At 49.5% G+C, this 13,832-nt stretch carries 7 protein-coding genes and 1 pseudogene; 3 read left to right on the top strand and 5 right to left on the bottom strand.

Going from position 1 to position 13,832, the window contains the following annotated elements; genetic code table 11:
* Positions 1-50: 50 nt before the first annotated feature.
* The 3 genes and pseudogenes from CX664_RS26415 to eutH all read right to left on the bottom strand — a co-directional run bounded on the left by CX664_RS26415 (position 51) and on the right by eutH (position 2,298).
* Entirely contained in the window at positions 51-236 is a 186-nt protein-coding gene (locus CX664_RS26415) for an iron-containing alcohol dehydrogenase (protein ID WP_241693411.1), read from the bottom strand.
* On the bottom strand, positions 161-1,681 hold the full coding sequence (locus CX664_RS26410; RefSeq protein WP_244910666.1) for an ethanolamine ammonia-lyase reactivating factor EutA: 1,521 nt from the start codon (positions 1,679-1,681) through the stop codon (positions 161-163). Before CX664_RS26410 ends, CX664_RS26415 begins: the two co-directional genes overlap by 76 nt.
* A 117-nt stretch (positions 1,682-1,798) precedes the next feature.
* A pseudogene (gene eutH, locus CX664_RS13460) lies at positions 1,799-2,298 on the bottom strand (ethanolamine utilization protein EutH).
* A gap of 481 nt (positions 2,299-2,779) precedes the next feature.
* Between eutH and CX664_RS13455 the strand changes: the two are divergent.
* The 3 genes from CX664_RS13455 to CX664_RS13440 all read left to right on the top strand — a co-directional run bounded on the left by CX664_RS13455 (position 2,780) and on the right by CX664_RS13440 (position 11,123).
* On the top strand, positions 2,780-5,329 hold the full coding sequence (locus CX664_RS13455; protein ID WP_101747233.1) for a WD40 repeat domain-containing protein: 2,550 nt from the start codon (positions 2,780-2,782) through the stop codon (positions 5,327-5,329).
* 477 nt (positions 5,330-5,806) lie between these two features.
* Positions 5,807-8,038, top strand: a complete 2,232-nt coding sequence (locus CX664_RS13450) for a WD40 repeat domain-containing protein (RefSeq protein ID WP_146000001.1) — start codon at positions 5,807-5,809, stop codon at positions 8,036-8,038.
* A gap of 559 nt (positions 8,039-8,597) precedes the next feature.
* Positions 8,598-11,123 (top strand): WD40 repeat domain-containing protein, encoded by a 2,526-nt coding sequence (locus tag CX664_RS13440; protein WP_101747231.1) that lies wholly within the window; start codon positions 8,598-8,600, stop codon positions 11,121-11,123.
* 13 nt (positions 11,124-11,136) lie between these two features.
* Here CX664_RS13440 and CX664_RS13435 read toward each other — a convergent pair whose 3' ends face one another.
* Both CX664_RS13435 and CX664_RS13430 read right to left on the bottom strand, forming a co-directional pair.
* The gene (locus tag CX664_RS13435; protein WP_174783925.1) at positions 11,137-11,391 is read right to left on the bottom strand and encodes a hypothetical protein; all 255 of its coding nucleotides are present in this window, start codon (positions 11,389-11,391) and stop codon (positions 11,137-11,139) included.
* Positions 11,392-11,571: 180 nt separating this feature from the next.
* Positions 11,572-13,761, bottom strand: a complete 2,190-nt coding sequence (locus CX664_RS13430) for an immunoglobulin-like domain-containing protein (protein ID WP_180966492.1) — start codon at positions 13,759-13,761, stop codon at positions 11,572-11,574.
* Positions 13,762-13,832 lie beyond the last annotated feature (71 nt).

Below are 13,832 nucleotides of genomic sequence, written 5' to 3'. Positions count from 1 at the left end.
AAATGAACAGGGCCTCATGGAGACCCTGTTATTGATCAATAAATGTCACATCAAAGGGCATTGTTAAAGATCTGTTCAACTTCTGCCAGAGTTCCCTGCCTGGGGTTGGTTGCTGCACAGGTATCCGAGAGCTTCTCAGCAGATACCGGCAGGTTATAGGTCATAACATGGGGAAGCAGAATGGCATTGCAGATTCCGTGGGGCAGGCCATAGCGAACTCCCAGCTGGTGTGCCATGGCATGAACATAACCCAGACCGCTTTGATATGAGTCTGCTCATTAGTGATGATGCAGAACCGGGTCATTTCGGAAGCAGTACCCGCTGTGATGTTGATACAAATGACGTCCTTCTTGTCTTCAAGCGTGCGTTTCAGCTTTGCCTCAATGCTCTGCCCAAGCACTTTGCCAAAGCCTTCTTCGACAATCACAATCAGCGGCTGGGGTAGTTTAATCATCACGTCCATGCCCTGGATGATGATGTCAGCCAGCTCCTGAACGTACTGGGAATCCGGGTTTCTATGCCCTTTCAGCGCCAGGGCAACATGTTGCGCACCGGTTTCAAGGTCAAACCATGACAGTTTTTCCCGAATGGTTTTTGCCAGTTCAGCCCCGGGCAGGGCCTCATCCTTCAGTGAAAGTCTTAATGCCGGGACGTTTTTAATGGGAAAGACATCACGGGAAAAGTTGATGGTGCTGCCGCTGATATCAGTGGCATGGGAGCCGGCACCAATCACCGTTGCCCGAATGGTCTCCACCGCATCAAAAACAGAAAGCTGCTGAAACAGGGATGAACGACGGATGGCTTTGCCCAGCAGAACGCCTAAATCGCCGTATTGATAATCGGTGGTGGAAGGCTCCTGATCATAGATATGAACGGCAACGCCACCGGAGAAGCAGATCTGATCCAGGCGGTAGTTACGGTGCAGGTCACGGGTGCCCCGGCCGATCAGAAAGGCCAGATCATTGGTGGCCGGTTTGAGGCCCATTACTTCCTGGAGAATCTCAACCATTCGATCGACGATACGGTCAATCTGCTGTCGATTCAGCTGGTCGCCCACCTTCACCGGCATGCCCATGCGACGGGTCATTTCCCGCCATTTTTCAGAAATATAAGTGACTTCTGTGCCGCCTTTCTCGAATTTAATCAGTCGACCACCGATGTCCAGACAGGTGGTATCAATCACTTCACCCACCTCATAGGTGGCGATATTAGTGGTGCCACCGCCAATATCGAGATTGGCCACAATACTGTTCTGGTCAAAGGACTGTTTCGCGGCCCCGGCACCTTTACCGGAGATAATACTTTCCAGATCCGGACCGGCCGTGGCAACCACAAAGTCACCGGCCAGAAGGCTTAACGCATCGGCAACCTGTCGTGCATTTTCCTTGCGGGCTGTCTCGCCAGTGATGATGACGGCACCGGTATCTATATCCGCCGGATTGACGCCTGCATTGATGAATTCCTGCTCCATCAGCTGGCGAACCTTATCGGCATCGATCATGGTGGGTGACAGCAGCGGGGTGAAGTGAATCTGGCTGCGGTAAATGACCTGACGGTCAACGATTTCCACTTTTGGAATCATGGCACCCGGGGAGATGTTCTCCAGGAACATCCGGGTAAAGACCAGCTGGGTGGTTGAGGTGCCAATATCAATGCCGGCACTGAGAATTTCTTCGCGCATGGCTGTTCCGGTTCAGAGGCATTATGCGCAGGCCGGTTTCCGAAGAAAGCCGCCCGCAGAGACTGCAAAGCTTGATGGGGCAGGCAGGCTTGTGCAGAAGCCGACCTGCATCGGGGATTAAGCGTGTTTCGCTTTCAGGCTAGCCTGTGGCTCAGCCATGTTTTTGGTCACCAGAATGGCGATGATCACCGCAGTAACACCACCAACCAGCTTGCCAACGATCATGGCCGAGATCATTTCGCTGTTCACGGCAGCGGTGTAACCCAGGTGATCACCCAGGGTGAAAGAGGCACTGACGGCGAAAGCAACGTTAATGATTTTACCGCGGTTATCCATATCTTTCATGATGTTGAACATGGCGATACTGTTCGCCAGGGTCGCTACCAGACCAGCAGCCGCAGTTTCGCCCATGCCCATGGAACGGCCAACGGCCATCAGCGGTTTGTTGAACGGGTGGTAATAAAGTGCACCAGGGGGAAGGCGCCCGCCAGAACCATGGCAATGTGACCAACGGTGGCAACACCATCAGAGAATGGTGCCATACCCGGAATAACGACAAAACCGGTCAGGGCTTCAATCACTGCGGCAGCCAGGGCGGCAGTGATCAGAATAACCACACCCTTACCGAAGACTTCAAAACTGCGATTGCTTTTGATTCTGAAATAGCTCCCGGAAGTTGGAGAAAGCAGGTTATTTCCAGGCGGCGTATCAGTGTGCGAAGGCTATCAGTGGCGGGACGGCATACTTATGACCTGACGCAAGTCAGTCTCACTCAATTCATTGACGTTAATCAATAAAATTGAGCGGTATAAAAATCACGGCTGATATCAACAGAAAGCGTCTGTGTTACTGCTCCGGGCAATGAAAGTGCCACATTGTCAACGTGCAATGCCTGACAGTCGTCGTCATTTTTCCAATGGCCTTATGCCCCTGAACTGAAAAAAATTCTCTGGGCAGGAACTTTTGTCGAGTTAACTGATCTATAACTCAGATACTGGATGGTCAGACAAGTAATAGAGGATGGCTAAACCACCATAGAGTACTACTAATCCATTGCCGCATACATTCAATCCTTGTGTCGATATGACCGGAGTTACCATGCAACCAATAGCGTCAGGCAGTGCAGCCACAAGCAGAACAGCAACCGATGAACGACAGTTCTCTGATGATCTGAAGCCACCGCATAAATCGGTGGCTGCATACAACAAACAAATCTCAGAAATCCCGGAACTGGAGCTGGTCGAATCCCTGGGGCAGCTGAAACTGGATTCACCACCCGACGCAACGCTAACCACCACTATTGATGAGCGCAGAATCGGGCTGAATATTTCCACGATGCCGCAGCCATCAGACGCTGGTTTGGACGGTGCATTGCAACAGCATGACCAATCGAATTCACCTCACGATAACAATACGTACGATAATAAGACATACGATAATACGACATACGATAATACGACATACGATAACAAGAGTAGTACCGAGCCTGAATCAGCAGATAAGGCCACGGTGCCAGCAGGTGCTGTTCCGGCAAACAGTGTTAATTCACTTGCCTCACTCAACAGGCCATCAACGAACGTCTCAGACACCGAATCATCATCGGACAATTCAGACACCGAATCATCGACGGACGATTCAGACACCGAATCCGCCTCCCAAAAAGCATCGACAGCACGGGTTTCCGGCGCTACTGCAAATAGCGACACGATAGTACCTTTTAATAAGTCACAGGGCGCGGCCCTTATTAACAATCAATCGGGGGAAATGGACGCAAAGAAGGCGGACATTTTCCATTGTCAGACCAATTATCTGCAACTCAAACAGGTGATCAGCTTCGGTCGTTATGCCTGTGCAGCCAGTTTTAGCCCTTCGAGTAAGCATCTGGTTATCGATGCTTTAGACAGTGAGGACGATCGTATTCTGGGCATCTGGCGACAAACTGCGGATGGCAACTGGTCCCAGAGCGGGAAGTTCAGGGAGCATAACTTCCATTTCGAATTCAACCGGTCGGAAAATACATTACTGCGTACCAGCTCCGAAGGCATAGTCACGGTGAGTAAGCTGAACAGCAATGGCTTTTGGCAGGAGGAGGTGGTACTTGAGCACGGCCCCTGCGGTAGAGGCGAAAACCATGTGGCGGTGATCGCAGGCTTTAGCCCCCGACAGGACAAGATTATGACTTACAATTTTCGGGCCGGCAAAATCCGTGTACTTCCGGCGGATAGCAACGGTCAGTGGACTCCGCTAACCCAGACTCAAGAGATCCGTCACCGTCGGCAATGGGGGCCACAGCAGCCACCTTTCAAAGCCACGGACCATAATTTACTGACTTACCGGGGTGCAACAGCGACCATCTGGGCATTTAATGACGACAGCAACTGCATGGAGGTGCAAAAGGTCATTGAGTGCAGTAAGTGGATTTGGGGTGCCCACATGAGTGATGATGAGCAGTATGCTGTGATCTTCGGTGTGGACCAGGCCATCTTTCTGGGGTGTGATGGCGATGGCGAATGGTCGCAAATCGGGGAGGTTTGTCATCCTAAAAGTTATTCAAAGGCCAGTAACGAACCTATCATAGGCTTTATTCACAAAGCATCCTTCAATGCCTCCAGACAATATGCACTGAGTGTTGATTCAAATCATATCGCGATTATCTCTGGTTATGACGAAAACGGTTCATGGGAAGTAAAAACTGAAATTCAGGATTGTTCAGATGCCCGATTCAGTGCCTCCGGGCGCAAATTACTGGCCCAACTCTACAAACCTCTGTCTTGCAACAAGACTGATGACCCGCTGGATCAAGGTCAGCCCCCTGATGAGCACAGCGACGATTGTTGCGAGGGCTTCATACGACGGACCTATAAAGGCTTTAAACTCTGGGACTGCAGCAGTAATGGTGGTCGGCTGGATAAAGTTCAAACCTGTGAGCACAGCGGCAGTAAAACAGTCATCTTCAGCCCGTCAGAGAATTTTCTTCTGAGCTACGGTGTTGAATCGAATTTTGCCTGTATTTGGGGGTATGACGAGGAAGGTAATCTGGTTGAGAAGGCAAAGGCATTTCACCGGGGGGGGGTCCACTATGCGGCTTTCAACGCTCAGGAGGACAGTGTGCTGACCAGGGGTAATGGCCAGGAGGTAAAAATTCAGGGCCTGGACAGCCAGGGCAAATGGCAGGAACAGTTGGTGGTTAAACATCAAAGACAGATTCTCGATGGCTTTTTTTCCGATTCAGGGCACCTTGCCTATACCGTTGGCCTGGACGGAACCGCGTGTATCCTGGGTCGCGACAACAATGGCCAGTGGATGAAACAGGCGATGATAGACCTGGCTGATGGCTACTCCATTGGAGGTGCCCAGTTTAATGGATTGGATGACCATTTTCTGATCTATGGCAAAAAAATAAACAAAAAAGACAAACACCAGCCAGGCCTTGTGCAACTATGGGGGCTGGATAGTGATGGTAAATGGGTAGAAAAAGAGCAGATAAAACTGGATTACCCCGTGAAAAATGCCGAATTTAGCCCTGATAGCGATCATTTATTGATCAGTTGTAACGATGATCGACGGGGATATTTTCGTTCAAAAAATGGTACGGTGTTACTCTGGAAAATTCCTGCCAGCCCGGGGGTGGAAACAGCTCACACTTGAGGTGTTACTGAAGTTGACGTTTCGTTGCGAGCACGCAACGAAACGTCAACAGGCCCTGGGAATGAGGGCTGAATATTTTCCTTTTTTGCAAAGAGGTAACGGCAAATAAATTTTTATCGTGTTGTTATTCAAATCGTCCATGCTGATCTCTGTTGTCAATCCAGCCCATCTGCCCATGTCGTATCACGCATACGGGGATCGTCGACCCGTTGGCCAAAGCAGTTGTAATATTTTCTTGTTTCAGTTTCGGACTGCGAGTCCCGAAAATGTTTGGCGCTGATCGTCATTTTTTCAGTGGCTTCATAACTCTGAACCAAAAAATACCTCAGTGAGAGGAACTTTTGCCAAATTGACTGATCTATTGATCAGTTACTGAATGGTCCGACCAGCAATGGCGGACGATTTACTCAATCACAGGATGCTACCGGTTCATGGCGGTGTAAATTCAATCCCTGTGCCAATATGATCGGAGTTATCATGGGACCAATAGCGCAAAAATGTCTGAACGCTTGCTTTGCGGGCGGTTCTAAAGCCTTGAAAAGCCCGCAAGCACAAACAAAGGTGATTTCATTTGGTCGTGTGCTGAGCAGGGCAGCCGCAAGCAAAATCGAAACCGGTGAATGGCAGTTATTTAATAACCTGAAACCCCTTTTTGAATCAGTGGCTGCCTATAACAAATATGCTGCAAAAGTCTCTGAACCGGAGCAGCTCAAATCCCTGGAACGGTTGAAACGGAATGCACCACCCGAGTTGTCGATCATCACTGCTATCGGTCAGCGTAAGCTGGAAATTATCGGGCTTAAGATTTCCATGATGCCATCGTCAGACGCTGGTCTGGGAGATGCATCACATCAGCATGAACAGTACACTGGCTCCGCAGCCATTAATGATGGGCAGTTACAGGATATTGCTCTGAATAACACGCATGCGGGCAATATTGATCCAGCGAAGGCTGACATTTTCCAATGCCAGGAAAATTATCTGGAATTTCGACTGGCGGCCTGCTTCGATCACCATATTATCGAAGCCAGCTTCAGCCCAATGAGTAAGAACCTGCTTATACGTGGTTGCAACGATGGGGGCGATTTCAGGCTGAAGATCTGGCGACAAGGTGCGGATGGCAACTGGTTGCAAAAAGGGGATGTTGAAGACTCTGCTTCTATCTATCGCTACGAGCTCAACAGGTCTGAAAATACGCTTCTGAGCAGCAGCTACGATGGCAATGTCAAGGTAAGTACGCTGAACAGCGATGGCCGTTGGGAGGAGGCGGTGGTGCTTGGGCTTACCCCCTATGATGAAGACTATCCACGGATGGATGCAGGCTTCAGCCCCGGGCAGAACAAAATTATGTCCTACGACCCACAGAACGGCAAAATCAACGTATTGCGCCAGGATAGCAACGGCCGGTGGACTCCGCTAACCCAGACTAAAGAGATCATTCACTATAAGCATACCGGACCACAGCAACCACCTTTTAAGGCCACAAACGACTATTTCCTGACTTACCAGGGCTCAAAAGTGACCATCTGGGCCTGTAATGATGAGAGCAACTGCCTGGAGGAGAAAAAGGTCTTTGAGTGCGGTGGGAACATTGCCAGTGCCCAGCTGAGTGATGATGAGCAACACGCTGTGATCTTCACCTGGGGTAACCAGACCATCTTTCTGGGTTGTGATGTCGATGGGAACTGGTCACAGATCGGGGAAATCTGTCATCCTGCGACGATCATAACCGACGACAACCAACATATTACCAACCTGGTTTGCAGAGCCTTGTTCAATGCCACCGGGCACTATGCGCTGACCAAAGATATAGACAACACAGTTATAGTTTCTGGCTACAATGCTTATGGTGTCTGGGAAGGAAAAGCAGAAATTCGTTGTTGTTCAGATGCCAGATTCAGCCCATCCGGGGGTAAAATACTGGCCCGTTTTGAAAGCGGTGGCTCTTTTAAACTCCTGGACTGCAAAAGTCCTGATGATCGCCTGGATCAAGGTCAGACCTTTGTCCATCACGCCAGTCGTGAAGCGCTTTTTAGCCCCTCAGAGAATCTTCTTCTGAGCTATGGCTATAAATCGAATTTCGCCTGTATTTGGGGGGATGACGAGGAAGGTAACCTGGTTGAGAAAGCCAGGGTGTATCACCTGGCGGGGATTGACTATGCTGCCTTCAACGCTCGGGAGGACAGCGTGCTGACCCGCGGTTGTGATTGGACCGTAAAAATTCATGGCCTTGACAGCCAGGGCAAATGGCAGGAACGTTTGGCGTTTAAACATCTGCTGGAAATTCGTGAAGCCCGGTTTTCTACTTCAGGGCGCTTTGCCTATACCTTTAGCCAGGACACCACTGCTGCCATCCTGGGGTGCGATGACAATGGCAAGTGGACGACACTGGCCGTGACAGAACCTGGTGCCTATGGTATCCATGGTGCCCATTTCAATGCACTGGAAAACCATTTTCTGACCTATGGCAACAAAATAAACCGGAAAGACACAGACCAGTCTGGCCTTGTGCAACTCTGGGGCATCGGTGATGATGGCAAATGGATAAAAAAAGAGGAGGTAATAGTGGATTTTCCCATTAAACAGGCCAAATTCAGCCCTGATAGTGAACATTTAGTGATTTATTGCAACGATGTTCGGCAAGAGCCTTTCCATTCAGAAGCTGGCATTGCGTTACTCTGGAAAATTCCTGCCAACAACAGGGAGTGAGCAGCCCGCGACTGGATAGAAAAGCAATATTGAAATACCCATGGTTACCACTGCATAACAACTTGAGTGAATGACAGATCAGGGAGTATGTAAAACGACGAAAGATCAGTGGTGGGACTCGCAGCTTAGGATTTGTCTCGGAATAATTTCCTCTTTTTGCCACGGAGACACGGAGAAAAGAAAAAAATCTTTTCCTCTGTGACTCCGCGTCTCCGTGGCAAGGTTTTCTCCTCACCAGGCAAATTGGAAATGTGGAAGTTATTTTCAGACAACTCCTTACCAGCGCTGTCGGGACACATTCGTGAGCCTGAAGAAAACGTGTCGGCCGCATGGCCTGTCATTCTCAAAATACCTGAAAGCCAAAATTTCAGGGTCCTGTCTTATTCCGAAGTTTTCACAACTGGTACGTGAGAAATTAACTCACCTCACAGCCAAATTTACCTACTCTTTTTGAGCAGTTCCCCGACGACCAATAGAGGATGATTTAAACAACCATAAGGATACTACTGGTCCATGGCGGTATAAATTTAATCCCTGTGTCAATATGACTGGAGTTATCATGCAACCAATAGCACAAAAATACCTGAACATTTGCTTTTCAGGTAGCACCCAATCCTTGTGCAGTCTGCAAGCAAGAAAACAGGTGATTTCATTTGGTCGTGTACTAAGCAGAGCAGCCGCAAGCAGAATCGAAACCGGTGAATGGCAGTTATTTAACCATCTGAAACCACTGTGTAAGTCCCTGGCTGCCTATAACAAAAATGCCTCAAAAGTCCCTGAACCGGTTCAGATTGAATGGCTGAAACGGTTGAAACTGAATTCACCACCCGAAGCGACGATCATCACCGCTATCGGTCAGCGTAAGCTGGAAATTATCGGGCTGAATATTTCCATGATGCAGCAGTCGTCAGAAGTGGGTCAGGTCGATGTATTGCAACAGCGTGAACGGCGGAATATACCGTGCGATAACCACTTCGAGCCTGCATCGGCAAATAAGGCCATGGTGACAGCTGATGCTATTTCAGCTAGTGGCAATACACTGACATCAATGAACAGTCCATCAACCGACGACTCAGACACCGAATCTGCCTTCCAGACAACGTTAGTAGTAGAGGCTCACGGCAATCCTGCAAATATCGCTGCGCTAGTTAATGACTTGCAGTTACATGATGTTGCCCTGAAAATCAGGCAACCATGCTTCATTGACCCAATGAAAGCGGATACTTTCCAATGCCAGACCAATTATCTGAAACTTAAACTGCTAGTCAGCCTTGATGAATGTATTCTTGATGTCCGCTTCGGCCCAACGGGAAAGAACCTGGTTATTATGGGTTGCGACGATTATGACGATTCCAGTCTGGGCATCTGGCAACAAGGTGCGGATGGCAACTGGTTGCAAAAAGGTTTGGTCGAGGATTATAGAAAGATCTTTCGTTGCCAGCTTAACCGGTTGGAAAATACACTCCTGAGCAGCAGCGACAATGGCATTGTCACGGTGAATACACTGAACAGCGATGGCCGTTGGGTGTTGGCGGAAGTGCTTGAGCATACCCCCACTCATAAAAACTATCCGAAGGTGCAGGTAGCCTTCAGCCCCTTGCAGGACAAGATTATGTCCTGGGATCCACAGACCGGAAAAATCAACGTATTGCGGGAAGATAGCAACGGCCGGTGGACCCCGCTAACCCAGACTAAAGAGATCTGTCACTTTCAGCAATGTGGGCCACAGCAACCGCTCTTCAAGGCCACGAACAATTATTTACTGACTTACCAGGGCACAACAGCGACCATCTGGAACTGTAGTAATGAAAGCAACTGTCTGGTGGAAAAAAAGGTCATTGAGTGCAACAGGAATATTTTAAGTGCCCAGCTCAGTGATGATGAGCAGCATGCCTTGATCTTGACAGAGGGGCCCCAGGTCGTTTTTCAGGGTTGCGATCTCGATGGCAATTGGTCGCAGATCGGGGAGATCTGTCATCCTGAATCGAGGTTAAATCGCCTCAACAACCGTATCACCAACGTTATTTGCAATGCGTCCTTCAATGCCTCCGGCCAATATGCACTGACTCTTGATGCAGACGATAAAGCCATAATTTCTGGTTATGATGATGACGGTGTCTGGGGAGTAAAAACTGAAATTCAGGGTTGTGCAAAGGCTGAGTTCAGCCCCTCCGGGCGTAAATTACTGGCCCGTCTCTTTCAGAATAAAGGTCAGACTCTTGAGCACAGCGGCATTAGCGAAGCTATCTTCAGTCTGAGCTATGGCAACTTTCAACTGTGGAACTGCAACAGTACTGGTGGTTGGCTGGATAAAGGTCAGACCCTTGAGCACAGTGGCTGTAGCGATGTTATCTTCAGTCCCTCCGAGAATCTTCTTCTGAGCTATGGCAATGAAACGAATTTCGCCTGCATTTGGGGGGATGACGAGGAAGGTAATCTGGTTGAGAAAGCAAAGGTAGGTCATCAGGGGGGGATTGACTATGCTGCCTTCAACACTCAGGAAGACAGTGTGCTGACCCGCAGTCGTGATCGGACCTTAAAAATTACGGCCCTCAACAGCCAGGGCAAATGGCAGGAACAGTTGGTGGTTCAAGATCAAAGCGACACCTGTGATGCCCGGTTTTCCCTTTCAGGGTACCTTGCCTATACCATTAGCCTGGATGAAACCGCCTGTATCCTGGGGCGCGACGATAGTGGTAAGTGGGTGAAACAGGCAGTGACGACCCCCGGTGCCTACTCCGTCGATGGTGCCCAGTTTAATGAGTTGGATAACCATTTTCTGATCTATGGCAACAAAACCAACCGGAAGGACAAACGCCAGCCAGGTCTTGTGCAACTCTGGGGCATTGATGATGATGGCAAATGGGCAGAAAAAGAGCAGATAAAACTGGATTATCCCGTTAAACTGGCTAAATTCAGCCCCGATAGCGATCATTTAGTGATCCAATGCCACGATAAACGACGGCAATTTAGCCTTGCAGAAGCCGCTATCGCGTTACTCTGGAAGATCCCTGCCAGCCCGGGTAAGGTGGGAAAGAATCAGGCCTGTAATACCATCGAACTTTCTAACTCTCTATTACTCTGACTCCTCATGGGAGTTAAAAAGCACGATTGGTATTTTCCTTATTTTGCCAAATTATCATTATAATGCCTTCCTGTTTCAGCAGATCCCCAGCCAGCAGTGAGATAATGGTTCTCTGACTGAGCAGGATCTCTTTGACACCCCAGTGAATCAACACCATTACATCCGCTTCAGAGATGGACTTCTGCCCCAGGAAGTCGTGAACCCGGATGGTGCTGGCGGTTTTTTGTGGCTCAACTTTACTGTCACGAATGATGTCTGAAAGCCCCATCCGGCTGCCAAGAATCGCACTTGAGGTGTTGCAAAATGGCTAGGAGCCTGAATAATTTCCTTTGTTTTGCCCCGGAGCGACAGGAGAAATGCTTTTTGCTTTTCTCCGTGCCTCTCTAAGTGGTTTAAGCTTAACCTGAGTTATTTACCCCTCTGGATGTTACTTACTGCTGATTAACCATTACGGCCTGATCCAGGCATCCTGCCAGTACTGGCTGCTGGCTGGCGCATAGGCCGGATTTGAACACCAGGCGGTGTAAGGCCATGGCTTACACTCGTACAGGGCATGATCACTGCCAACAACAATATCGCCCGCTGCATAGCTGGCATTGGCATCATACAGTGGATACTCACCCGGAGGTGGTGTTACGCCGCCGTCTACTTTAACCGTAAAGCCCGCCTCGTAGCTTGCTGTTTCACCATCTGCAGTGGTTCCGTTTACGTTCAGGGTATAACGGCCCGCTTCCGCATTACTGATGATCATGGTCAGATTACTGTTTTCGGTGACGGAAAGGCTGGTATTACTGACCACACTTCCGTTTGAGTCAGTGATAACTGCATTCAGGTTCATAGCTTCATTCACGGTAATCTGCAGCGACAGGCTTACCTGACCATCGACCGCTGTATATTCAGTAGTGACGCCGGAAACCGTGATTTCAGCGTCAGCATCAGGCTGACTGCCACCACAAGAACTGTCAGAGACTTTTTGCCATACGCCCCACTCTCCGGTGGTACCGGGCTCTTCACCCTGGGTCCACCAGCCTGACTGCCACAGAGCCCCGTTATGAGAGACCTCATCCCCTTGCAAATAGATGGTGCCAGCATCCCAGGGATTGGCGCAGCTGGTGCCGTCCGATACGGTGACTTTCCGCTCAGCGGAAACTGTCTGGCCCGCACTGTCGGTTACGGAATAGTTCAAGGTATAAACGTCAACGACAGATGTATTGACAGAACCAGATATCCGGATTGTGGTTGTCAGATCACCGTCTTCTGCATCCATAGCCGTAACCCCTGCCATTTCATCAAACAGGGTATTTAGCGGGATGATCGAATTATCAACACCGGAGAAAACCGGCTTCAGGCTGAACACTTCCACAGAACGGACGGCAGACGTTGTATGACCATCACTGTCCGTTACACGATAAGTGAGGGCATAGGTGCCAATCTCATGGGTATCTACATAACCATCGATGCGAATTTCGCCAGTCAGGTCGCCATCTTCATTATCAATGGCATTGACGCCGACCATGGCATCAAAGTCAGAGCCATGGAGAACACGGACATTCTGAACGCCTTTCAAGACCGGCTTGCCGTCAACCGGTGGAGGCGTTGGAGAGTTGCTGTGGATAAACGGGCCATAGTCTTTAACAAACTGCTCGTTATAGGCGTTACCGGAGGCATCGGTGCCCATATCCCAGTTTATCGACCAGGTCATCACACCGCGCAGGCCCTGCCCCTGTGAATCAAGGCGTTTGAAAGCGTTGTATAGATCCTGAGGGTCTTTGACAAAACCGGTAGCTGCGGCATCATTACTGGATGGGATGCCGAAAACCAACCTGGAATGTGGAATCTGATGAAAACCACGGGTGCCGTTTACCAGTGAGTCCGCCATGTAATAAATAAACTCTTCTTTTAAGGCATCGTTGTTCTGGGCAATCCAGCCAACCCCATCAATCCATATACCATCGCCACCCTGATTATAAAACTGCGGGTTGATCCAGTCGTAGTAACCTTCCAGGTTATCGATGTAGGGAACGTACTTACCACTGTCTACAAGGTAAGGAAACTCCGGAGCCATGGTAATCAGGAAGTTTTTACCCTGCGCCTTGTAATGATCTTTTACAATACGAAGCGCTGCTGGAATTACCGTCTGGTTATCTGCTGCGGTAACGGCGGCCTGTTCCAGATCGATATCCAGACCATCAAAGCCGTAGTAGTCGGTCAGTCGGATAATCTCATCCGCAAAAGGCTGCTCATCACCGGCCCGCAGTTCAATGTGCGCATCAGCACCACCGAGGGCGATCAGCACAGAACGGCCCTGATTATTCAGTTCAGCAATCTGGTCAATAAACTGCTGCTCAGTAAGACTAATGGCCGGGTCCAGATGGAACGTCGGAATACGACCTGCAGCTGTGTCGTACACTTTCATAAACGAGACGTTGACCACATTGTACATTGGGTCAACCTGGTCCAGTTTCACACAGGGAGCGTTCCCGCCCTGATAGCCGGAGCCATTGCACCAGTTGTGCCAGTAGCCCACCACAACGCCACTGTCCGGATTAACCATGGCCGAACCGTTAGCCTGTGCAGTCACAACTATTCCCGCCAGTACCGCAGAAGTAGCCAGTTGTAATAATTTACGCTTAAACAAATTTCTGTTCCTTACACATTTTATTTGCCAGCAGTTTTTATAGGCTTTTGATTTATAAGACAAGAGCAACA

Source organism: Endozoicomonas acroporae (genome assembly GCF_002864045.1).
Taxonomy (GTDB): Bacteria; Pseudomonadota; Gammaproteobacteria; order Pseudomonadales; family Endozoicomonadaceae; genus Endozoicomonas; species Endozoicomonas acroporae.
Note: the sequence above shows the minus strand (reverse complement) of the source record. Positions and strands in the feature narration are given on the sequence as shown.

What these genes read in the sequence shown, in the direction of transcription:
- CX664_RS26415 (WP_241693411.1), bottom strand. Translation starts at nt 236, where the DNA reads ATGGCACACCAGCTGGGAGTTCGCTATGGCCTGCCCCACGGAATCTGC.
- CX664_RS26410 (WP_244910666.1), bottom strand. Translation starts at nt 1,681, where the DNA reads ATGCGCGAAGAAATTCTCAGTGCCGGCATTGATATTGGCACCTCAACC.
- CX664_RS13455 (WP_101747233.1), top strand. Translation starts at nt 2,780, where the DNA reads ATGCAACCAATAGCGTCAGGCAGTGCAGCCACAAGCAGAACAGCAACC.
- CX664_RS13450 (WP_146000001.1), top strand. Translation starts at nt 5,807, where the DNA reads ATGGGACCAATAGCGCAAAAATGTCTGAACGCTTGCTTTGCGGGCGGT.
- CX664_RS13440 (WP_101747231.1), top strand. Translation starts at nt 8,598, where the DNA reads ATGCAACCAATAGCACAAAAATACCTGAACATTTGCTTTTCAGGTAGC.
- CX664_RS13435 (WP_174783925.1), bottom strand. Translation starts at nt 11,391, where the DNA reads ATGGGGCTTTCAGACATCATTCGTGACAGTAAAGTTGAGCCACAAAAA.